Here is a 21510-nt window from a genome sequence, read left to right as displayed (position 1 = left end):
CGGGCCATGACTTCCACTTCACAGACCCCCCAGCCCGAGGCCCCGAAGAAGCCCCTCAAGGACCCGTGGGACCTGCCCGACGTCTCCGGGCTCGTCGTCGGCGTCCTCGGCGGCACCGGCGACCAGGGGCGCGGCCTCGCGTACCGGCTCGCGCGGGCCGGCCAGAAGGTGATCATCGGTTCGCGGGCGGCCGAGCGGGCCGAGGCGGCGGCCGGCGAGCTCGGGCTCGGCGTCGAGGGCGCGGACAACGCCGAGTGTGCGCGCCGCAGCGACGTCGTGATCGTGGCCGTGCCGTGGGACGGGCACGCCAAGACGCTGGAGTCGCTGCGGGAGGAGCTGGCCGGGAAGCTGGTCGTCGACTGCGTGAACCCGCTCGGCTTCGACAAGAAGGGCGCGTACGCGCTGAAGCCCGCGGAGGGCAGTGCCGCCGAGCAGGCCGCCGCCCTGCTGCCGGACTCGCGCGTCACGGCTGCCTTCCACCACCTCTCGGCCGTCCTGCTCCAGGACACCGCGGTCGAGGAGATCGACACCGACGTGATGGTGCTCGGCGAGGCGCGCGCCGACACCGACCTCGTGCAGGCGCTGGCCGCCCGCATCCCGGGCATGCGCGGCGTCTTCGCGGGCCGGCTGCGCAACGCCCACCAGGTCGAGTCGCTGGTGGCCAACCTGATCTCGGTGAACCGCCGCTACAAGGCGCACGCCGGTCTGCGCGTGACCGACGTATAAGGCGATCCGGGCATGGGGGACACTGGACGGGTCGTGTGCGTGCGCGCGCCGTCCGACGGGACGGCGCGCGCCCCGCGATCCGCAGGGCGTCCGACGGTGTGCGTCCCGCGAGCCGTACGCCGTCCGTTCCGACAGGAGTCGTCCCCCATGCCCCGCCTCGCTCTGTACGCCCTGGTCGTCTGCGTCCTCTCGGTCGTCGCCGCCGTGGTCTCCTTCGTCGAGGGCAGCCTGCTCGGGATCGTGTGGATCCTGCTGGCGGGCGTCTCCTCGAACATGGCCTGGTACTACCTGCGCCGGGCCAGGGCCGAGAAGGAAGCCGCCTCCGCCTAGGGCGCCGCGCAGAACGGGACGTCCGCCTGCCAGAACTGGAACAGGTCGCGGCCGCAGTAGGCCTCGGCCTCGCCCACCCCGAGGCCGCCCGTGATGCCGTAGATCACGTCGAAGAAGACCCGGTTGACCTCCGGCACCCACAGCAGGGCGAAGACGAGGAGCAGCCCGAAGGGCGCGTACGGCTCGATCTGCCGCCGCATCCGGTACGAGAGCCAGGGCTCCAGCACGCCGTACCCGTCGAGACCGGGCACCGGCAGGGAGTTCAGCAGCGCCGCCGAGACCTGGAGCAGCGCGAGGAACGCCAGCGCGTACCGGAAGGGCGTCGGGACGCCGTCCAGCGCGCCCAGCCAGAACGGCGCGGTGCACACGACCGCGAAGAGGACGTTGGTGAGCGGGCCCGCCGCCGAGATCAGGCTGTGCTTCCAGCGGCCCTGGATGCGGCCCCGTTCGATGAAGACCGCGCCGCCGGGCAGGCCGATGCCGCCCATGATCACGAAGACCAGCGGCAGCACGATGCTCAGCAGGACGTGCGTGTACTTCAGCGGGTTGAGGGTGAGGTAGCCCTTCGCGCCGATGGTGATGTCACCGCTGTGCAGGGCGGTGCGGGCGTGCGCGTACTCGTGGAGGCAGAGGGAGACGATCCAGGCCGCCGTCACGAAGAGGAACACGGCGAAGCCGGTGGAGGCCGCGAAGCCCGTCCAGACGGCCCAGCCGGCGACCGCCATGACGGCGACGATGCCGAGGAAGACCGGACTGATCCGGCGGTCCCTGCGACTGATGGCGGTGGTCATGGGGGCGGCTCCTGGGGTGCGGCGGGCGGTGCGGGGCGGGCGTCGACCGTACCCGCGCACGAGGTGGAACGCCCGGACCCGGCACGGGGGTTCCCGGCGGGGGAAGGCTGTGGACGGTTTGCGTGCGGGTGGGCGAGGGGGCCGGTCGGGCGGCTCCGCGCGCCCCGGGCGGGGCCCGGCGGGGGCCCGGGGAAGCGAAATGGAGTTGCCTCGCGCATTCCGGACACGGAGTATGGCACCTCGTGTCCCGAAAGCTCTCCTCCCTCCTCCCCGATCTCTCCCCCTGGCGCTCGTCGGCCGATTTCCGGCTGCTGTGGGTGCAGGGGATCGTCGCCTTCTTCGGCAGTTCCATGGCCCTGGTCGCCATGCCGCTCCAGATCGCCCACCTCACCGACTCGCCGCTGGCCGTCGGCGCGATCGGGGCCGTCGAACTGGTGCCGCTGATCGTCTTCGGCCTGTACGGAGGGGCGCTGGCCGACGCCGTCGACCGCAAGCGGATCATCCTGCTGACCGAGATCGGGCTCGGGGTGCTGGCGGTGGTGCTCCTGGTGAACGCGTTGCTGCCGCGGCCCATGCTCTGGCCGCTGTACGTGGTCGCGGCGGGTGTCGCCGCCCTGTCCGGGCTCCAGCGGCCCGCCCTCGACTCCCTGATGGCCCGTATCGTCCCGCACGACCAGCTCACCGCCGCCGCCGCGCTCAACGCGCTGCGCTGGCAGGTCGGGGCCATCGCGGGCCCGGCGCTCGCGGGCGTCGTCGTCGCGTACGCGGGCACCCCGACCGCGTACTCCGTCACCGTCGTCGGGTTCGCCGCCTCGGTGCTGATGTGCCTGCGGCTGTCGCCCGCGCCGGCCACCAAGGACGCCCAGAAGCCGTCCCTGCGCGGCATCGCGGAGGGCGCGCGCTACGCCTGGAGCAAGCCGGTGCTGCTGGGCACGTACGGGATAGACCTGGCGGCGATGTTCCTCGCCTTCCCGACCGCGATCTTCCCCTTCCTCGCGAAGGACCTGGACGCCGAGTGGGCGCTGGGCCTGATGTACGCGGCCATGCCGCTCGGCGCCTGCGTCGTCGGCCTGACCAGCGGCTGGGCCTCCAAGGTGCGGCGGCACGGGCGGATGGTCGTGCTGGGCGCCATGGGCTGGGGCCTGGCGATGGGCGCGGCGGGCCTGACCAGCAACATCTGGCTGGTCCTGCTGTGCATCGCGGTCGCGGGCGGCGGCGACATGATCAGCGGCCTGGGCCGCTCCACCATCTGGAACCAGACCATCCCGGAGGAGCTGCGCGGCCGGCTCGCCGGCATCGAGATCCTCTCGTACAGCTGCGGCCCCCAGCTCGGCCAGGTCCGCGCGGGCGCGGTCGCGAGCTGGACCGGCGTGCGGGGCGCGGTGTGGAGCGGCGGCGCGGCGTGCGTGGTCGCGGTGGGGCTGCTGGCCGCCGTACTGCCCAAGCTCATGTCGTACGACGCGCAGACCGACGAGGACGCGATGCTGCGGCGCGCCCAGCGCGAGGCGGAGGCCGCCGAGGGGGCCGAGGGCGCGCCCGCAGCGGCCTAGGACGGCGGGGTGCGGCTCCGCCGTGCCGGGGGCGGGCGGCGGCGTCGCGGCTCAGCTCTGCGGCGTGCCCGCGGAGCCGCCCTTGTCGTGCCACTTGGGGTCGTTCTCCCACTCCAGGTTCCGTTCGCGGGCGGTCTCCATGGCGTGCTGGGCCTCCGCACGGGAGGCGTAGGGCCCGAAGCGGTCCTTGGAGGGGCACTGGGGGCCCTCCTCGACGGTCTTGTGCTCCAGGCAGTAGAACCACTCGCCGGGCTTGCCGGTCGTACGGCGTTTGAACAGGGCCATGGCCTTGCGCTCCTTGTGCTTCTCGCGTCGTCACGCGTCGTTCGCGCGTTCGCTCTGCCGCCATAGTGCCCCCGTACCCCGAACTACACTCGTCGGCATGTCTGGCCAGTCGCTGCTCGTACCAGGCGAGCTCTCTCCCGTCCGTTCCGTCCCCGGCAACATCCGGCGTCCCGAGTACGTCGGGAAACCCGCCCCGGCCCCGTACACCGGGCCCGAGGTCCAGGACTCCGACACCATCGAGCGCATGCGTGTCGCGGGCCGCATCGCCGCCCGCGCGATGGAGGAGGCCGCCAAGCACATCGCGCCCGGCGTGACCACCGACGAGCTCGACCGGGTCGCGCACGAGTTCATGCTGGACCACGGGGCGTACCCCTCGACCCTCGGCTACCGGGGCTTCCCCAAGTCGCTGTGCAGCTCGGTCAACGAGGTCATCTGCCACGGCATCCCCGACTCGACCGTCCTCAACGACGGCGACATCGTGAACCTCGACGTGACCGCCTACCTCAACGGCGTGCACGGCGACAACAACGCCACCTACTTCTGCGGCGACGTCGACGAGGAGTCGAGGCTGCTGGTGGAGCGCACCCGCGAGTCCCTGAACCGGGCCATCAAGGCGGTCAAGCCGGGCCGTCAGATCAATGTCATCGGCCGGGTCATCGAGTCGTACGCCAAGCGCTTCAACTACGGCGTCGTACGGGACTTCACCGGGCACGGCATCTCGACGTCCTTCCACTCCGGCCTGATCGTGCCGCACTACGACAGTCCGCACGCGACGACGGTCATGCGGCCCGGCATGACGTTCACGATCGAGCCGATGCTCACGCTCGGCACCCACGAGTACGACATGTGGGAGGACGGCTGGACGGTCGTCACCAAGGACCGCAAGCGCACTGCCCAGTTCGAGCACACGCTGGTGGTGACGGAGACCGGGGCGGACATCCTCACGCTGCCGTAGCCGGAGCGCGGCGGTTTTTTACCGACAGGTTGTCGGGAAGCGGTTGACTTAGGTAACCCTAAGCAGCGAAGATCGGTGGTGGCGGGCGCCCCTGCTGCCACCACCGCTCCTTCCTCCCGTCCCCTCTGTCCCCGGAGGTCCGCTTTGGACACCCCCTTCTCCACCCAGATCCGTGTCGCCTCGCACGAGCAGCACACGGAGGCGGAGACCTCGACGTTCATGAGCGACCTCCTCGGCGGCAGGCTCGGCGTGGCCGCGTACACGCGCTACACCGAGCAGCTCTGGTTCGTCTACAAGGCCCTGGAGGACGCCGCCGGTCCGCTCGGCGACGACCCGGTCGCGGGCCCGTTCATACAGCCCGAGCTGATGCGCGTCGCGGAGCTGGAGCGCGACCTGGCGCACCTGCGCGGTGCGGACTGGCGGGACGGCCTCGTCGCCCTCCCGTCGACGGCGGCGTACGCGGCACGTGTCACCGAGTGCGCGGCGACGTGGCCGGGCGGATACGTCGCCCACCACTACACCCGTTACCTCGGCGACCTCTCGGGCGGCCAGATCATCCGCGACAGGGCGGAGAAGACCTGGGGCTTCGCCCGCAAGGGCGACGGCGTGCGCTTCTACGTCTTCGAGGGCGTCGCCAACCCGGCCGCGTTCAAGCGGAACTACCGGGAGCTGCTGGACGCGGTCCCGGCGGACGAGCTGGAGAAGAAGCGCATCATCGAGGAGTGCAAGAGGGCGTTCGACTTCAACGGGTCGGTCTTCCGCGAGCTGGGCGGCGAATTCCCGCTCAGCGCATAGGCCGTGACGGTACGTCAGTGAGAAGGGCCCGCACCGGGGACGGTGCGGGCCCTTCTCGCGCCGCCGCTACGCGCGGGCGGCGAAGCGGACGCGTCCGCCGAGCTCGATCAGGCCGTCGGGACCGGGGGCGGTGAGGAGCTGCGAGCCCCTGCCCTGCGTGATGTTGAGGGCGCGGCCGAGCGCGGCGGTGAGCTGGAGGGCGGCGGCCCCGGTCGCCTCGTCCTCGTCGATGCCGTCGCCCCGGCGCGGGAAGCCCCGGGCCCGCACCCGCCCGGCGGCCTCGTCCTCCCAGGCCCAGGCGTAGAGCCAGCCCTCGCCGGGCGGCGGCGCGGGCAGGGCGTCGACCTCGGCCGCGCTCGCGTACTGCTGAAGAGCGCGGGGCGGGGCCCACTCGGCGCGGGCGGTGATCCAGGTGAACTCGCCGTCCTGGCGCGCGAAGACGTCGCCGACCGGCAGCTCCAGCACCTCGATGTCGAGCAGCCAGGCGACCCCGACGAGGGGGTGCCCGGCGAACGGGAGGCGGCTGGAGGGCGTGCGGATGTCGAGGACGCCGCGCTCGGGGTCGTCGACGAACACGGTCTCGCTGAGGCCGAGTTCACGGGCGAGGGCCTGGCGGGACGCGGGGTCGGGGTGGCTGCGGGGGGCGTCCCGGACGACGCCGAGGGCGTTGCCGTGGGCGCCGGTGGGGCTGCAGAAGACGTGGAGGAGGTCGAGGGTGTTCACGGGGGTATTTTGCCGGGGGGAGGGCGGACCGCCGGGGGCGCGGTGCGGGGCCGGGCGCCGGCGCCCGGCCCCGGGGCGGGCCTCTCCCCCGCCCGCCCCTTCCCGTGACCCTGCGGGGCTTGGCGGGCGGTTGCGTGCGGGTGCGTTGCGGCTGGTCGCGCCCGCGCGGCGGAGCCGCACCCCGACACGGCCCCGCGCCCCGGAAAGGGGCGCGGGGAACTGCGCGAGCAACCCGTCACGAGCCGCGCGGCCGAGCGCTTCAGGTGGAGGGGCGGGACCGGGGCAGCGCCGCGGGCGTCCCCCGCGCCGGGTGCGGCGCACGACGGGGCCGGGGACGCCCGCCGGGGCTCCGGTCAGGCCCGGCGGCCGGCCCGGCGGCGGGCCGCGTAGACGACCCCGCCCCCGGCCACCGCCAACGCCCCCGCCGCCCCGAGCAGCGCCGCCGTCGGCGTCGACGCGCCGGTCGCGGCCAGGTTGCCCGCCGCGGCCGGGTCCGTACCGCCGCCGACCGAGCCGCCCGTCACACCCTCCGCGGTGCCCGCACCGCCCACGGTGCCACCGCCGCCCACGGTCCCGGCGCCGCCGGCCGTCGCGGCGTCACCACCGGAGGTGCCGGTGGTGCCGGCACCGCCCGCCGTGCCCGTGCCGCCCCCCGTCGTCGTGCCCGGCCCGGGCAGTTGCGCGCCCTTGTCGACCGAGACGGCGACCGTCAGCGGAGCCAACTGCTCGCCCGCCGGGTACATCCCGCCGAACGCCTTGGAGCCGTCCGCCGTCAGCCTGGCCGGGACTCCGGTGAGCTTGACGACGCCGTCGACGACGTCGAGCCCGCCCTTCGGCGTCAGCTCGGCGATGGCCAGGGCCTTGTACTCGACGGCCTTGCCGGGCTTGTCGCCGGCGGCGCGCTCCTTGGTCGCGACATCGGCGACCAGCCCCGCCCTGCCGCCCTTCATCTCGACCCTGAACGCGGAGAAGCTGAGGTCGAGGGCGTGGACGCCGTTCTTCTCGTGGCCCAGGAAGCGGATCCTGCCGTCGAAGGCGGCGGAGAGGTTCTGCTTCTCGGCGTCGAAGGCTCCCCTGCCCTTCGGGAAGCGGAAGCCGCTGCCGGCCTTGGCCGCGCCGCCGGACAGTTCGGCCCTGCCGTGCGCGATGGGCCCGGTGACGTACTTCAGGAAGCGGTCGTGGACGCCCCAGTCGAGGTTGCCGTCCACGATGGCGCCCTTGGCGTCCTCGACCGGCGGCTTCGGATCGGGCTCGGGGTCCGGCTTCGGGTCGGGGTTGGGCTTGGGGCCGGGGTCGGGCTTGGGGCCGGGGTCGGGCTTGGGGCCGGGGTCCGGCTTCGGGTCGGGGTTGGGCTTCGGGTCGGGATTCGGCTTCGGGTCGGGGTTGGGCTTCGGGTCGGGGTCCGGCTTGGGGTCCGGCTTCGGCTCCCCCGTCGGCACCGTCAGCGTCGCCGCGTCGAAGGCCAGCTTCGGGTCGTACATCTTGTTGAAGGCCGCGCTGCCCGCCTCCGTCAGCGCGGTCGGCATGTCCTTGAAGACCATTGCGTCCTTGCCGGCGCCGGGCTTGACCATCGTCAGCGTGACCAGCTCGACGTCGTCGCTCAGGACCGGCTTGCCGTCCGGACCGGCCGACTTCACGTCGGCGGAGATCGTGCCGCCGGTGCGGGTCGTCCTGACCTTGAGGTCGGACAGCGTCAGGTCCAGCTTGCCGCCGTGCCCGGTGAAGCGGACCGCGCCGTCGAGCGCGGTGGTGCTGGCGTGCGTGACGGTGTCGTACGCCGTCCTGCCGCCCCCGAAGGTGAACGCCCCGTTGCCCGCGGCCTGCTTGACGCCGCCGGACAGTTCGACCTTGCCCTGTGCGATGGGCCCGGTGACGTACGTACGGAACTTGGTGAACACGCCCCAGTCCAGGGTCGCGCCCACGATCGGGCCCACTGCCCCGCCGTCCGCGGGGGCGTCGGCCGCGACGGCCGGGAGGGTGAAGGCGGTGGCGCCGACGGCGGCGGCCGTCGCGACGGCTGCGGCCAGGGTGATACGGCGGCGGGTTGCTGCCATGGTCGGGGAACTCCTGTCGGAAGTACGGCGAACAAAAAAGGGGGGTGACACGTGCGAGGGAGAGGGGCGGTCCCGCGCCGCCCCTCCCTCGCGGGCAGCGGCACGGACGTGTCGGAAGCGGCAGTCGGGGTGCCGGCGTCAGCTCTTCGCGCCGCCGCTTCCCCGCCTGCGGACCACGAACGCCGCGGCCCCGGCGAGCACCACGAGCACCGCGCCCGCGGCCAGGTACGTCACGGTGCCGGCGGAGGAGTCGGAGGCCGCGGCGGTCTTCGCCGTCCCCGGCTCCGCGGCGGTCTTCCTGCCCACGGCCGGTGCGGGCGTGGGGGTCGCGGGGGTCGTGGTGTCGGAGCCGAGGTCGGGCAGCGCGGGCAGCTTCGCCCTGTCGTCGACGGCGACGGCGAGGGAGACCGGGTCCATGCCGGTGCCCGCCCGGTACATCGAGCCGAACGCCTTCGCGCCGTCCTCGGTCAGGGTGGCCGGGGCCTCGGCGAGGCTGACCAAACCGTCCTCGGCGTCCAGCGACCCGGCCTCGAAGGTGACCAGCGGCACGGCGGCCGTCCGTACGTCCTTCTTCGTCGCGGGGTCCCTGCTCGTGACGTCCGCGACCAGGGTGCCCTTGCCGTCGGCGACCTTCACGCCCACGTTCGACAGGGTCAGGTCCAGGTGCGCGCCCGCGAAGCGGACGCTGCCGGCGAAGTGCGCGTCCAATGACTTCCTGCCGCTGTCGTACGCGCCCTTGCCCCGCGGGAAGCGGAACAGCGCCCCGCCGTCCAGCGCGCCGCCCGCGAGCTCCCACTTCCCCCGGGAGACCGGGCCGGTGACGTACTCGCGGAAGGTGCGCCGCACGCCCCAGTCGACGGCCGCGTCCTCGATGCCGCCGGCCGGCTTCCCGGCGTCCTGGTCCTGCTGCGCGGGCTCCTCGCCGCCGGGCGCCTCGGACTTCCGCGCGTCCGGCTGCTTCTCCGGTGCCTTCGCGCCCGCCGGGACGCCCGCCGCCACGTCCGCCGACAGGCTGACCGGGTCGAGCCGGGTGCCCGCCGTGTAGTACCCGGCGAAGGCGGACGCGCCCTGCGAAGTCAGCGTCGCGGGCACGTTGCTGAGGGCGACCGGACTGCCGCCGCCCTTCATGTCGATGCCGCCGACGGCCAGTGAGGCCAGCGGGATCTGAGCGGCGCGGGTCACCCTGCCGGTGCCCTTGGACCTGCTCGTCACGTCGGCGAACAGGGTCCCCGTACCGCCGGAGACACGGACGGTGGGCCGGCTGATCACGAGGTCCAGCTCGAACGAACCGTCCGGCTTCCGGTGGCCGGTGAAGCGGACCCCGCCCGAGAAGGCGGAGTTGAGGGCTCCGCTCTGCGGGTCGTACGAGCCGTTGGCCGAGTGGAAGCGGAACTGGCTGCCGCCGACGGTCGCGGCGCCGCCCAGGAGGGTGAAGCCGCCCTTGGCGATGGGCCCGGTGACGTAACTCTGGAAGGAGGACTTGATCCCCCAGTCGAGCCTGCCGCCCTGGACGGTGCGCGGTGCCGCCTGGGCGGCCGAGGCCGGGAGCAGGGCTCCCAGCACTGCCGCGATGAGCGCGACGGCAGACGCGCGGGCCGGTCTGGACGGCAGCATGGGAGTCCCTCCGAGGTCTGGCAAGCAAGGTAAGGCTAACCTAAGCTACGCCTGACCCGTCCGGAACCCTTCGGCCCCTCGCGCCAGGACCGGACACGCAGAACTCCCCCGCCACACCGGCCACTACGGCCGCCCGGAAACGAACAGGACGGTGCGCTCCGTGCGAACGCCAGCCGTGCCCCAGCACCCCTCACGGTCCCCGCGCCCGTCCCGGCCCGCGCGCCCCTCCCGACTGGCGGGCACGCTGGTCTCCGTGCTCGTCCTCGCCGTCGCCGCTACGGGCTGCGGCGGTACGCCGACCGGTGCGACGCCCTCCGGGAGCACCGCGCGGACCGAGGCCCAGCACGCCCCCGACCGCGTCGAGCCGTTGGCCGCCACGCCGAAGCCGGTCCTTCCGGTGTCCGTGCCCTCGGCCGACGGCAAGGAGGTGGAGGTCACGTCGACCGACCGCATCGTCCCGCTCACCGGCGGCCTCAGTGAGATCGTCTTCACCCTCGGGCTCGGCGGGAAGGTCGTCGCCCGCGACATCACGGCCACCTTCGAGCAGGCGAAGGGCCTCCCGGTGGTGACACGCGCCCACGACGTGTCGGCGGAGAGCGTGCTGTCCCTCCGGCCGACCGTCGTCCTCGCCGACACCACCACGGGACCGGTCGAGGCCGTCGACCAGATCCGCGACGCGGGCATCCCGCTGGTCGTCGTGGCCCCGGCCAAGCAACTCGCCGACGTCGGCAGGCGCATCGACGCGGTGGCCTCGGCCCTGGGCGTGCGGCCCGCGGGCGAGGAGCTGAAGCAGCGCACCCAGGCGCGGATCGCGGCCGTCCAGAAGGACATCCCCGCGCCCCCGGGCGGCCGGAAGCCCCGGGTGAGCTTCCTCTACCTGCGCGGCTCGGCCTCGGTCTATCTGCTGGGCGGCCGGGACTCCGGGGCGAGTTCGCTACTGGAGGCGGCGGGCGCGGTCGACGCGGGCAAGGACTCCGGGCTGGCCAAGGACTTCACCGCGATCACCAGCGAGGCGCTGGTCAAGGCGGCACCCGACGCCATCCTGGTCATGGCCAAGGGCCTCGAATCGGTCAACGGCGTCGACGGCCTGCTCAAGGTCCCGGGCGTCGCCGAGACCCCGGCGGGCCTGGACCGCCGCGTCGTCTCGGTCCCGGACGGCGTGCTGCTCAACTACGGCCCCCGCACGGACCAGGTCCTGGCCTCCCTGATCGCCCAGCTCCACCCCAAGGACAAGTGACCCGGTGACCGCGACCCCCGAGGCACCCGAAGCACCCGAAGCACCCGAAGCACCCGAGACCTCCGTAACCCCCCAGACCCCTTCAGCCCCTCAACCCACCCCCGCACCACAGGAGTCGGAGGCCCCCGCGCCGACCCCCGCACCTCCCCCCGCGCGCGGCCGCCGCGGCACCACCGCCACGCTCGCCCTCGGCCTGGCCGCCACCCTGCTCGTGCTGGCCCTGGTCTCGGCCGGGCTCGGGACGTACCACATCTCGCCCGGCGACGTGCTGGCCTCCGTGCAGCACCGGATCGGGCTCGGCGGCGCGCCGCTGGACCGGGTCGGCGAGAGCGTGCTGTGGAACATCCGGCTGCCCCGGGTCGCCCTCGCCCTCCTGGTCGGCGGCTCGCTCGGCTGCGCGGGCGCGCTCATGCAGGGCGTGTTCGGCAACCCCCTCGCCGAGCCCGGCGTCATCGGGATCTCCGCCGGTGCGGCGGTCGGCGCGGTGGCGTCCATCGCGCTGGGGCTGAGCTTCCTCGGCAACTGGACGGTGACGTTCTGCGCGTTCGTCGCCGGCCTGGTCACCGTGCTGCTCGTGTACGTCCTGTCCCGTTCCGGCGGCCGCACCGAAGTGGTCACGCTGATCCTCACCGGCATCGCGGTGAACGCCTTCGCGGGAGCGCTGATCGGCCTGGCGATCTTCTTCGCGGACAACGCGCAGATCACCCAGATCACCTTCTGGCAGCTCGGCTCCCTCGCCGGGGCGACCTGGCCGAAGGTCCTCGCGGTCCTGCCGTGCGCGCTGCTCGGCCTGCTCGTCGCCCCCTGCTACGCCCGCAGGCTGGACCTCCTCGCTCTGGGCGAGCGCCCGGCCCGCCACCTCGGTGTGGACGTCGAGAGGATGCGGATGGCCCTGGTGCTGGTCGTGGCCCTGCTGACGGCCGCAGCGGTGGCCGTCGCGGGCATCATCACCTTCGTCGGCCTCCTCGTTCCGCACCTGCTGCGGATGGCCAACGGTCCGGGCCACCGCTTCCTGGTCCCCGGCAGCGCGCTGGGCGGCGCGATCGTCCTGCTCGCGGGCGACCTCGCGGCCCGTACCGTCGCCGACCCCGCCGAACTCCCGCTCGGCGTCCTCACCGCCCTGCTCGGCAGCCCGTTCTTCTTCTGGCTGCTGCGCCGGACCCGTCGCAAGCAAGGTGGTTGGGCATGAGCGCCCTCGCCACGCTGTTCTCCCCGCGCCGCACCCGCGCGCTCCCCGCCCCCCTCGCCCCCGGGGCCGCCGCCGTCGAGGTCCGCGGCCTGCACGTCCGGCTCGGGCGGCACGAGGTGCTGTCCGGCATCGACCTGACCGTCCGGGCCGGTGAGGTGCTCGCCCTCGTCGGCCCGAACGGGGCGGGCAAGTCGACCCTGCTGGCCGCCGTCGCCGCCGACCTGGCCGCGACGCGGGGGACGGTGCGCGTCGACGGCCGCCCCGTGGGCGAGTGGACCGCCGCCGAACTGGCCCTGCGCCGCTCGGTGCTCCCGCAGTCCGCCGCGCTGTCCTTCCCCTTCCCCGTCGAGGACGTCGTACGGATGGGCCGCGCGCCCTGGGCCGGCACCCCGCACGAGGACGAGGACGAACGCGCGGTGGCCGAGGCGATGGCCGCCACCGAGGTCGCCGCGTTCGGGCCGCGCCCCTTCGGCGCGCTGTCCGGCGGCGAGCGGGCCCGGGTGGCGCTGGCCCGGGTGCTGGCCCAGCGGGCGCCCGTGCTCCTGCTCGACGAGCCGACGGCCGCCCTGGACCTGCGCCACCAGGAGCTGGTGCTGCGGATCTGCCGGGAGCGGGCGGCGGCCGGGGACGCGGTCGTCGTCGTCCTGCACGACCTGGGGCTCGCGGCGGCGTACGCGGACCGGGCGGCCGTGCTGCACGGCGGCCGGATCGCCGCCTGCGGTCCGCCCGTCGAGGTGTTCGGCGAGGAGCTGCTCTCCCGGGTCTACCGGCAGCCGGTCGAGGTGCTGCCGCACCCGCGCACGGGCGCTCCGCTGGTGGTTCCCAAGAGGCCGTCGCCGCACGGCGGTTGAGCCGCCCGGGGCCGCGCCCCCGCCGCCGTGGCCGGTCCCGGCGACCGCGCCGTCCGTCGCCCCGATAGGGTTCCGCTCGTCAACGGGATCGACGGCGGCGCGGGTGTCGCGGGGGGCAACGGATGAGGACGCACACGCGCGGGCTGCGACGCCGCACGGCGATGCTGGCGACGGCGGCCGCCCTGGCGCTGACGGCGAGCGGGTGCGTGACGGTGCACGGCGAGCTGGAGGTCGTACCGGCCGCGACGAAGACCGAGGCGGGCCGCGCGCTGCGGGACTTCACGGACGCCTACAACAAGGCGGACAAGGCGTACGACCCGGCTCTCGTCGCGGGCCGGATGACGGGCGCGCTGGCCGCGATCAACCAGGGCGGCCTGAGGGCCCGTCAGAAGCAGAGCCCCGGCGGCAACTCCCGCCACACACCGCTGGAGTTGCGGGATGCGCGCTTCCTGATTCCGAAGAAGGCGGGCTGGCCGCGCTGGTTCGCGGTCGACGCCGACAGCAACCGGGACGCCGACGACGGCGGCGCGGCCGACTCGCGCTGGCTGCTGGTGTTCGTGCGCGGCGGGGCCGACCAACTCTGGGAGGCGTCCCACCTGTTGACGCTCCGCAAGGCGGACGTTCCCGATTTCGCCGTCGACGGGGAGGGGTTCGTGCGGCCCGCCGCCGACGGCGGCTCCTCGCTCGCGGTGGCGCCGCGCAGACTGAGCGCCGACTACGCCTCGTACCTCCAGAACAGGGGCAGGCCCCCGGTGTTCGCCCCCGGGCCGGACACCACGCAGTGGCTGGCGCAGCGCACCCGGGCCGCGCAGCGGGTGGGGCGGACGATGCAGTACCTCGACCAGGAGCTGACGGGGGACGCGTTCGCGCCGGTGGGGCTGGTGACGAAGGACGGCGGCGCGTTCGTGTTCTTCGCCTCGCGGCACTTCGAGAAGCAGACGGCGGCGCCGGGCGTGCCGCTGCTGGACATCAATCCCGACGTACGGGCGCTGATGACCGGCACGCCGAAGACCTCCCTGGTGAAGGAGCGGGTCTCCAGCCAGGTCGCGCTGGTGCCGAAGAAGGGCGCGGGAACGGTGCGGGTGGCGGCCCGGGTGCAGGGCCTCGTGGTGGCGACGGGGTCGTGACGCCGGCCGGGCCCGGCGGGGCCTCCCCGCCGCGCGGGCGCCGGTCCGCCGGGGCTCAGCGGCCGATCGGCCAGGCCACCGCGTGCGGGTCGGTGTCCGCGCCCGCCTCGCCGGCCGCCGCGGCGTACCGGGCGCAGGCGTCGGTGAGGGTCTCCAGCAGGGTCAGCGGGTCGGGCAGGCCGTGCTCCGGGCCGCGCACCCAGTGCACGTCCAGCCCACCGGGCAGCTTCGCAGGCGGCACGAGGACGTAGCTGCCCCGGCAGTGCCAGCGCAGGCCCGGATGCTCGTCCATGGTCTCGGGGTGGCAGTCCAGCTCGCAGGGCCACCACTCGTCCTCGTCCTCGGGGGTGCCCCGGGTCGCGGTGAAGAACAGCATGCGCGCGTCGGCGCCGCTGCCGCCCTCGCCGAAGACGGCGACCGGGCCGACCTCGATCCCCGCTTCGACCAGGCGCTCCAGGGCCTGGGCCCCCGCGTCCAGCGGCACGTCCAGGACGTCGTGGACCATGCCGGTCGCGGTGATGAAGTTGGCCTGCGGCTGGGCGGCGGCCCAGCGCTCGACCTGGGCGCGGTCGGTGGTCGACTGCGTCTGCCAGGCGAAGGAGACGGGGTGGCGGGCGGGCGTCGGACAGCCGACCCGCTCGCAGGAGCACCGGTACCCGTTCGGATACGCGGCCGGGGCGAGCGGCAGTCCGGCCCCCGCGGCGGCGCGCAGCAGCTCGACGCGCTCGGCGGCGGCGTCCGGGACCCCGCCCGACCTGCCCTGGGCGCGGCGGCGCAGCCACTGGGCGATCCGGCCGCCCGCTCCGGCCCTGGCTCCGGCGCCGCCGCCTCGACCGCCGTCGGCACCGCTGTTGAACTCCGCGCCCATCTGGCTCCTCACCCTCACGCCTCGGCCTCCGGGGACCCCACCATGCTCGCACCATCCTGCGCCCCGGGGGGCGGGTGTCCGCATCCGGGGTCGCCGGGGCGGCGGCCGGGCGGGCTTCCGGCGGGGCTCCGGCGGGACCTCAGCGGGGCGCCAGGCCGTTCAGGGCGTAGTCGACGAGCCGGTCGGCGTACGCGTGCGTCAGGGGTCCCGTCCGCATCAGCCACCGCCCCGACAGGGGTCCGGTGAACATCTCCACGGCGGTCTCCAGGTCCAGGTCGGCCCGCACTTCGCCGCGCTCGCGGGAGGCGGCGAGCCGGTCCGCGTACAGCTTCAGCGAGGGCCGCAGCAGCCGCTCCACGTACTGCGCGCACAGCTCGGCGTCCACCACCCCCTCCGCGGTGAGGGCGCGGGTGGGGACGTCGTACGTGGGGTCGACGAGTTCGTCCACGGTCGCGCGCAGGACGAGACGGAGGTCGGCGGCGAGGTCGCCGGTGTCGGGGATGGCGGCCCCGACCTCGCCGACGGCGGCGGCGGCCTGGTCGGCGAGGTCGGAGTAGGCGTCGAGCAGGACGGCCGCCCTGGACGGCCACCACCGGTAGATGGTCTGCTTGCCGACGCCGGCCCGGGCGGCGATGCCCTCGATGGTGGTCTTCTGGTACCCGACCTCGCCCACGAGCGCGAGGGCCGCCTCGAAGATCGCCCGCCGGGACCGCTCGCTGCGCCGCGACGCGTCGGGGCTCTTGTTGTCTGCCATGCCCCCAACCTATCCCGCCCGAGACGATACGCACCGTCTCCAGCGGCCGTGAGCACACGCGCGACCCCACCCGCACCGCCGCTCACCCGCGGGCACAGCCGCACCATCGCGCCCGCCTCCCCGCCCGCGCCGCACCGTCCGGCGGGCGCCGCAATGCCCCCTCTCCACCCCCCGCGAACCACCCTTTCGATGCACAGCGCGAGCGGCCCGCCAGGCCGCACCATGGGCAGCGGAAGCACCCACCGGCCCCGCAATCCCCGCGAAGGAGCCCTCATTGACCCCACACGCCCGTGACGCGGCGCCCCGCCGCTACCTGATGTGCCCTCCGGAGCACTTCAGGGTCACGTACTCCATCAACCCCTGGATGGACCCCGCCAAGCCCGTCGAACTCCCCCTGGCCGTGGCCCAGTGGGAGGACCTCCGCGACCGCTACCTCGCGCTCGGCCACACCGTCGAGCTGCTCGACCCGCGCCCCGGCCTGCCCGACATGGTCTTCGCCGCCAACGGCGCGACCGTGGTCGACGGCCGCGTGCTGGGCGCCCGGTTCGCCTACGCCGAGCGCACCCCGGAGGCCGAGGCGCACCGGGAGTGGTTCGCCGCCCACGGCTTCCCCGAGATCCACGAGCCGGAACACGTCAACGAGGGCGAGGGCGACTTCGCCGTCACGTCCTCCTGGATCCTCGCCGGGCGCGGCTTCCGCTCCACCTCCGCCGCCCACGACGAGGCGCAGGAGTTCTTCGGCCGTCCCGTCGTCGGCCTGGACCTGGTCGACCCCCGCTACTACCACCTCGACACCGCCCTGGCCGTCCTGGACGACCGCACGGACGAGGTCATGTACTACCCCGGCGCCTTCTCCCCCGGCAGCCGGGCCGTTCTGGCCCGCCTCTTCCCCGACGCGCTGATCGCGCGGGAACCGGACGCGGCGGCCCTCGGCCTCAACGCGGTCAGCGACGGCCGGCACGTCCTGCTGCCCCAGGCGGCACAGGGCCTGTTCGAACCGCTGCGCGCCCGCGGCTTCGACCCCGTCGGCATGGACCTCGGCGAACTCCTCAAGGGCGGCGGCAGCGTGAAGTGCTGCACCCAGGAGCTGCGACCGCGGACCTAGTCCGAGTCCGGCCGGGGCGGCCACGCGTCGCCCCAGTCGGCGTCCCGCGCCGCCCGGTACAGCTCCCCGTGGCGCTTCTTCGACACGTTCTCCCGCACCAGCCCGAGCCGCCCGGACTCCTCCTCGCCCCGGCACAGCTCCAGCATCACGAGCCCCTTGCGGATCTGCGGCCTGCGCACGATCCGGGCCTCCGCCGCGGCCGCGTCCACCGCTTCCGGCCGCACGGCCGCCACGTACGCGAACTTCTCGTCCTCGTACGCCAGGGTGCCGCCCTTCACCTTCCGGTGCAGCGAGGAGCGGCTGACCCGGGCGGAGAAGTGGCACCAGTTCGACGCGTCGTCCGCGACCGGGCAGCGGCCGCTGTCCGGGCAGGGCGCGGCGATCCGCAGCCCCGCCGCGACCAGCCGCTCCCGGGCGGCGAGGACGCGCCGGTAGCCGTCCGGCGTGCCGGGCTCCACCAGCACGACGGCTCCCCGCGCGGCCCGCGCCGCCTGGTCGACGAGGGTGTCCCGGTCGGCCCCGGTCAGCTCCTTCAGCACGTACGACACCGTGATGAGATCAGTGCTCTCGACGGTGAGCGCCGCTCCGATACGAGAGCGCTGCCACCGCGTGGCCTTCAGCGCGGGCACCCCCGAGGCCTCCGCCAGTTCCCGGCCCAGCGCCAGCGCGGGCTCCGCCCAGTCGAGCACGGTGCTCGACTGCGTCCCCCACGCCTCGCTGACCGCCCAGCTCGCCGCGCCCGTCCCGCCGCCCACGTCCAGGTGCGTGCCCGGCGTCCACCCCGGGGCGGCCGCCCGCAGCGCGCCGAGCGCGGACCGCACGGCCTCGAACGTGGCGGGCATCCGGTACGCCGCGTAGGCGGCCACGTCGGAGCGGTCCCGCAGCACGGGCGCGTCGGTCGGGGTGGTCCCCCGGTAGTTCGCGATCAGGCGGTCCACCGCCTGGGTCGCCTGCCGGGGCGGCAGCCCGTCGAGCAGCCCGGCCAGCGCGGACCGGAGGACTTCCGGGAGGGAGAGGGTGTCGTTCACCGGAAAAGTGTAGGGGCCAAAAAGGGACGCGGCGGGACGTGAGGGAACTGCTGCGCATCCAGGGGCAGTTGCATACGCTGACAGCCGTTGGCCGTTTCTGGGGTTCTTCAGAGCCGTGTGCCGGTTCGTGCGTACGGGCGTGAGCGCCCGCGCCCGCCGTCGCCCGGCGCGCACGGATGCACGGGGGGTTACGGGTGATGGGGCAGCGCATCGGAGTCGTACGGGCGGCCCTCGTCGCGGGAGCGGCGGTGCTGGCCCTGCTCCTGCTGCTGGCCATGTGCGGCGGCCAGGGCAAGGGGAGGGACGGGGAGGGGGCCGGGGGCGACAACGCGCGGAAGACCGGGGGCACGGCGTCCGCCGGCCCCCGGGGCACGGCGCCGGCGGCCCCGCCGCGCCTCGCCGTGCCGGCCGCGTACGACACCGGGCGCGGCTGGCGGATCACCGGGGGCTCGGACCAGTACGCGATCGCGCAGGAACCGGCGCTGGTCGCGCACGTCGAACGCTCGGGTGCGGAGAACTTCCTCGTCCGCGCCTACGACGCCCGCACCGGCCGGCAGGCCTGGGCGGGCAGACCGTGGCGGCCGCTGTCCGGCTCCGCGCACTTCCCCCGGCTGCTCTCCCTCCAGGACGGCGACGACCGCTTCTTCGTCACCTGGTCGTACGGCAAGGTCAGCGGCCCCGACGCGCTGTCGACCGGGGACTCGGTGGTCGCCCTGGACGTGTACGACGCCAGGGACGGCGCCCAGCGCCACGTCGACCTGCCCTGGCAGGGCGTCCCGGTGGTCTCGGCCACCGGCCCGGACGTCCTGGTCACGGACGGCGCGGCCACCGCCACCACGGTCGACCCGAGGACCGGCCGCGCCTCGGCGCTGACCCCCGGGGACCTCGCGCCGCCGAAGGGCTGCAGGAACTGCCGGTCGAAGACGGAGGTGCGCGGCCTCACCGCGAAGGGCCTGCTGGTCAGCGGCAGCACGGAGTTCTGGGTCCGGGGCGGCTGGTACAGCGCGAAGGTCGCCCCCCGGGACACGGCCCCCGCCTCGGGCGTCCCGACCTCCCTCACCGCCTCCGGCCAGGTGCTGGCCAAGTGGCAGAAGAAGGAGCGGGACGGCTGGGAGCGCTGGGCGGTGCACGACGCGGCGACCGGCAAGGTCCTCGCCACGGCCGACTGCCGCAGACCCGCCATCGAACCGGGCGCCCACCCGCAGGCGGTGACCTCGCCGTCCGGCGACTACCTGGTCGCCGGCAACCTCGCCTTCGACCTGCGCCAACCGGCCCCGAAGGGCGCCAGGACGGGGCACTGCCTCCAGGAGCGCGAGGGCGTCAAGCCGGTCACCCTCGTCTCGGTCACCGACGACGGCACGGCCTACGGAACCACCGGGGCGTCCGCCGCGGGCGGCACCCCGGTCCAGCTCCCGCTCGCCACGGCGACGCCCGCCGCCCTCCCGGACACCACGCTGCTCCCGCTGGCGGAGGTGGCGAACATCGCCCTGTTCCGCACCACCGACCGCCAGGACCGCCCCCAGCTCTTCGGCCACCCCCGCCGCTGACCCCGTACGGGCGGAACACCTGCGCGAACCCTGGCGTCCGCCGCGCAACTCCTCCACTCTGAACGGATGTTGCTGCCCCGCGCACACGAGCAGACCGAGCTGGTCGAAGTCGTCCGCATCACCCCGGACGCGAACGACCCGCTCCCCAAGACGATGGCCGGCGAGGAGACCGCCCTCTGGGAGGCTCCAGAGGCGCAGTCCGCCTTCGCCCTGATCGCCGCCCTCCCGGCCGGCCGGCCCGGCCAGACCTTCCTGCCCGGCTGGGGCCTGCGGGCCCACGGCCCCAAGGGCGTCCTCTTCGAGATCGCCTTCTCCTACGACTGCCACGCGGCCCGTGTCTGGGGTCCCTCGGTCCCCCACAAGCAGGAGGGCGTCTACCCCTTCGACCCCGCCAGCCCCCAGGCCGTCGAGCTGCTGCGCATGCTGCGGGGGGACTCCTAGGCGGCGGGGCGCCCCCGGGAAGGCGAAAGGCGCCGGGGGCCCGCAGCAGGCGGGACCCCGGCGCCGTACGGGCGAATGCCCGACGTCCGCTAGACGTCCGCCGAACGCCGCCACGGCCGGCACAGGCCGAGGAAGAGCACCGCCGCCAGCACCGCGCACGCGACCTGCACGACGGCCATCGGCACCGCCGTGTCCTCGCCCGCGATGCCCACGAGCGGCGACGCCACGGCGCCGATGAGGAAGGACGTCGTACCGAGCAGCGCCGAGGCCGACCCCGCCGCGTGCGGGGTGCGCATCAGGGCCTGGGTGTTGGTGCTCGGCATGATGAGCCCCATCGCCGACATCAGCACGAAGAGCCCGGCCGCGACCGGCCACAGCCCGACCTTTCCGAACACCCCGGACGTCATGAGCAGCAACGCCACCGACGCCACCAGGACGACGGCCAGCCCCGCCGCGAGCACCTTGTCCAGCCGGACCCGTCCGACCAGCAGCTTCCCGTTGATCTGGCCCACGACGATCAGGCCCACGGAGTTCACGCCGAAGAGCAGGCTGAACGTCTGCGGGGACGCCCCGTAGATCTCCTGCACCACGAAGGGGGAGGCGGAGATGTAGGCGAACAGCACCGCGAAGGCGAGGCCGCCGGTCAGCATGTACCCGGTGAAGATCCGGTCCGCGAGCAGCCCCTTCATGGTCCGCAGCGCCGCGCCGACGCCGCCGGTGTGCCTGCGCTCCGGCGGCAGCGTCTCGTGCAGCCACTTCCAGACCACCAGGGTCAGCGCCACGCCGACACCGGTCAGGACGTAGAAGACGCCCCGCCAGTCGGTGATCCGGAGCACCTGTCCGCCGATCACGGGCGCGATCACCGGGGCCACTCCGGAGATCAGCATCAGCGTGGCGAAGAACCTCGCCATCTCGACGCCGTCGTACAGGTCCCGGACGACGGCTCGGGCGATGACGATGCCCGCCGCGCCGGCCAGCCCCTGGAGCAGCCGGAAGGCGACCAGCATCTCCACGTTCGGCGCGACCGCGCACATGGCGGTGGCGAGGACGTACACGAGCATGCCGATGAGCAGCGGACGGCGCCGGCCCAGCTTGTCGCTGAGCGGTCCGACGACGAGCTGCCCGAGCGCCATGCCCGCGAGGCACGCGGTGAGCGTGAGCTGCACGGTCGCCGCCGGCGACTTCAGGGCGTCGGTGACCTCCGGCAGGGCGGGGAGGTACATGTCCATGGACAGCGGCGGCAGCGCGGTGAGCCCGCCGAGCACGAGCGTGACGAGCAGGCTGGTCCGCCGGACACCGGCGGACCCGGACCCGGCCCTGGACGCCGAGACAGACGCGGAGGGGGAGGCGGACTCGGAGGCGGACTCGGACTCGGTCGCCGCGGGCACGGAGACGCCGGCGGAACCAGGAACCCCTGCTCCCGCGGTGGCCGCGGTGGCCGACTCGACCGCCGCGCGCACCTCCGCGCCCGCCGAGGGTATGTGGTCCGCTCCCGCTGCTCCCGCAGCCCTGGCGCCGTTGTCCGGCATCATCACTCCCA

General features: G+C 74.4%; 21 protein-coding genes. 12 read left to right on the top strand and 9 right to left on the bottom strand.

Going from position 1 to position 21510, the window contains the following annotated elements; genetic code table 11:
* Positions 1-6 precede the first annotated feature (6 nt).
* Together npdG and ACIP93_RS10545 are read left to right on the top strand one after the other, a co-directional pair.
* Positions 7-726, top strand: coding sequence for an NADPH-dependent F420 reductase (gene npdG, locus ACIP93_RS10550; RefSeq protein ID WP_345223470.1), 720 nt, complete (start codon positions 7-9; stop codon positions 724-726).
* Between the two features lie 147 nt (positions 727-873).
* Complete coding sequence (locus ACIP93_RS10545) at positions 874-1056, top strand: hypothetical protein (RefSeq protein WP_345223469.1); 183 nt, start codon at positions 874-876, stop codon at positions 1054-1056.
* Here the strand turns inward: ACIP93_RS10545 and ACIP93_RS10540 are convergent.
* Positions 1053-1847, bottom strand: a complete 795-nt coding sequence (locus ACIP93_RS10540) for a site-2 protease family protein (protein ID WP_345223467.1) — start codon at positions 1845-1847, stop codon at positions 1053-1055. The two genes, ACIP93_RS10545 and ACIP93_RS10540, sit on opposite strands and share 4 nt — an antisense overlap.
* 242 nt (positions 1848-2089) lie before the next feature.
* Here ACIP93_RS10540 and ACIP93_RS10535 point away from each other — a divergent pair, with 242 nt between their 5' ends.
* Positions 2090-3397 carry an MFS transporter gene (locus tag ACIP93_RS10535; protein ID WP_401757382.1) on the top strand — a complete coding sequence of 436 codons (1308 nt, stop codon included), beginning with the start codon at positions 2090-2092 and terminating at the stop codon, positions 3395-3397.
* 51 nt (positions 3398-3448) lie between these two features.
* Here ACIP93_RS10535 and ACIP93_RS10530 read toward each other — a convergent pair whose 3' ends face one another.
* Entirely contained in the window at positions 3449-3682 is a 234-nt protein-coding gene (locus ACIP93_RS10530; RefSeq protein WP_345223464.1) for a hypothetical protein, read from the bottom strand.
* 97 nt (positions 3683-3779) lie between these two features.
* Between ACIP93_RS10530 and map the strand changes: the two genes are divergently transcribed.
* Together map and ACIP93_RS10520 are read left to right on the top strand one after the other, a co-directional pair.
* On the top strand, positions 3780-4637 hold the full coding sequence (gene map, locus ACIP93_RS10525) for a type I methionyl aminopeptidase (RefSeq protein WP_345223462.1): 858 nt from the start codon (positions 3780-3782) through the stop codon (positions 4635-4637).
* Positions 4638-4781: 144 nt separating this feature from the next.
* On the top strand, positions 4782-5432 hold the full coding sequence (locus ACIP93_RS10520) for a biliverdin-producing heme oxygenase (RefSeq protein WP_345223460.1): 651 nt from the start codon (positions 4782-4784) through the stop codon (positions 5430-5432).
* A gap of 66 nt (positions 5433-5498) precedes the next feature.
* On the opposite strand, the gene ACIP93_RS10515 is transcribed toward ACIP93_RS10520, so the two are convergent.
* The 3 genes from ACIP93_RS10515 to ACIP93_RS10505 all read right to left on the bottom strand — a co-directional run bounded on the left by ACIP93_RS10515 (position 5499) and on the right by ACIP93_RS10505 (position 9823).
* The gene (locus ACIP93_RS10515) at positions 5499-6155 is read right to left on the bottom strand and encodes a PhzF family phenazine biosynthesis protein (protein ID WP_345223458.1); all 657 of its coding nucleotides are present in this window, start codon (positions 6153-6155) and stop codon (positions 5499-5501) included.
* A gap of 353 nt (positions 6156-6508) precedes the next feature.
* A complete protein-coding gene (locus tag ACIP93_RS10510) occupies positions 6509-8209 on the bottom strand; it encodes an HtaA domain-containing protein (protein ID WP_401757378.1) in 1701 nt (566 codons plus the stop codon).
* A gap of 138 nt (positions 8210-8347) precedes the next feature.
* On the bottom strand, positions 8348-9823 hold the full coding sequence (locus ACIP93_RS10505) for an HtaA domain-containing protein (protein ID WP_401757376.1): 1476 nt from the start codon (positions 9821-9823) through the stop codon (positions 8348-8350).
* Between the two features lie 151 nt (positions 9824-9974).
* Here ACIP93_RS10505 and ACIP93_RS10500 point away from each other — a divergent pair, with 151 nt between their 5' ends.
* The 4 genes from ACIP93_RS10500 (at position 9975) to ACIP93_RS10485 (ending at position 14227) form a co-directional block, all read left to right on the top strand.
* The gene (locus ACIP93_RS10500) at positions 9975-11060 is read left to right on the top strand and encodes a hemin ABC transporter substrate-binding protein (protein WP_401757374.1); all 1086 of its coding nucleotides are present in this window, start codon (positions 9975-9977) and stop codon (positions 11058-11060) included.
* Between the two features lie 4 nt (positions 11061-11064).
* The gene (locus ACIP93_RS10495; protein WP_401757372.1) at positions 11065-12249 is read left to right on the top strand and encodes a FecCD family ABC transporter permease; all 1185 of its coding nucleotides are present in this window, start codon (positions 11065-11067) and stop codon (positions 12247-12249) included.
* Positions 12246-13100, top strand: a complete 855-nt coding sequence (locus ACIP93_RS10490) for a heme ABC transporter ATP-binding protein (protein WP_401757370.1) — start codon at positions 12246-12248, stop codon at positions 13098-13100. The genes ACIP93_RS10495 and ACIP93_RS10490 overlap by 4 nt, the downstream gene beginning before the upstream one ends.
* 122 nt (positions 13101-13222) lie before the next feature.
* A complete protein-coding gene (locus ACIP93_RS10485; RefSeq protein ID WP_401757368.1) occupies positions 13223-14227 on the top strand; it encodes a hypothetical protein in 1005 nt (334 codons plus the stop codon).
* Between the two features lie 55 nt (positions 14228-14282).
* Here the strand turns inward: ACIP93_RS10485 and ACIP93_RS10480 are convergent, their stop codons facing one another.
* Both ACIP93_RS10480 and ACIP93_RS10475 read right to left on the bottom strand, forming a co-directional pair.
* On the bottom strand, positions 14283-15095 hold the full coding sequence (locus tag ACIP93_RS10480; protein ID WP_380837082.1) for a bifunctional DNA primase/polymerase: 813 nt from the start codon (positions 15093-15095) through the stop codon (positions 14283-14285).
* Between the two features lie 139 nt (positions 15096-15234).
* A complete protein-coding gene (locus ACIP93_RS10475) occupies positions 15235-15849 on the bottom strand; it encodes a TetR/AcrR family transcriptional regulator (protein ID WP_345223446.1) in 615 nt (204 codons plus the stop codon).
* A 274-nt stretch (positions 15850-16123) separates the two neighbouring features.
* On the opposite strand from ACIP93_RS10475, the gene ddaH reads away from it, so the two are divergent.
* Entirely contained in the window at positions 16124-16954 is an 831-nt protein-coding gene (gene ddaH, locus ACIP93_RS10470) for a dimethylargininase (RefSeq protein ID WP_345223444.1), read from the top strand.
* Here ddaH and ACIP93_RS10465 read toward each other — a convergent pair.
* Positions 16951-17982 (bottom strand): small ribosomal subunit Rsm22 family protein, encoded by a 1032-nt coding sequence (locus ACIP93_RS10465; protein ID WP_401757366.1) that lies wholly within the window; start codon positions 17980-17982, stop codon positions 16951-16953. The two genes, ddaH and ACIP93_RS10465, sit on opposite strands and share 4 nt — an antisense overlap.
* Before the next feature lie 197 nt (positions 17983-18179).
* Here ACIP93_RS10465 and ACIP93_RS10460 point away from each other — a divergent pair, with 197 nt between their 5' ends.
* Together ACIP93_RS10460 and ACIP93_RS10455 are read left to right on the top strand one after the other, a co-directional pair.
* Positions 18180-19529, top strand: a complete 1350-nt coding sequence (locus ACIP93_RS10460) for a hypothetical protein (RefSeq protein ID WP_401757364.1) — start codon at positions 18180-18182, stop codon at positions 19527-19529.
* A 66-nt stretch (positions 19530-19595) separates the two neighbouring features.
* On the top strand, positions 19596-19970 hold the full coding sequence (locus ACIP93_RS10455) for a hypothetical protein (RefSeq protein ID WP_345223439.1): 375 nt from the start codon (positions 19596-19598) through the stop codon (positions 19968-19970).
* 89 nt (positions 19971-20059) lie between these two features.
* On the opposite strand, the gene ACIP93_RS10450 is transcribed toward ACIP93_RS10455, so the two are convergent.
* Positions 20060-21499: a Bcr/CflA family multidrug efflux MFS transporter gene (locus ACIP93_RS10450; protein ID WP_401757362.1), complete on the bottom strand. Its 1440-nt coding sequence runs from the start codon at positions 21497-21499 to the stop codon at positions 20060-20062.
* Between the last annotated feature and the right edge of the window lie 11 nt (positions 21500-21510).

Source organism: Streptomyces sp. NPDC088745 (genome assembly GCF_044751045.1).
In the GTDB taxonomy this organism is placed as follows: domain Bacteria; phylum Actinomycetota; class Actinomycetes; order Streptomycetales; family Streptomycetaceae; genus Streptomyces; species Streptomyces cremeus.
Note: the sequence above shows the minus strand (reverse complement) of the source record. Positions and strands in the feature narration are given on the sequence as shown.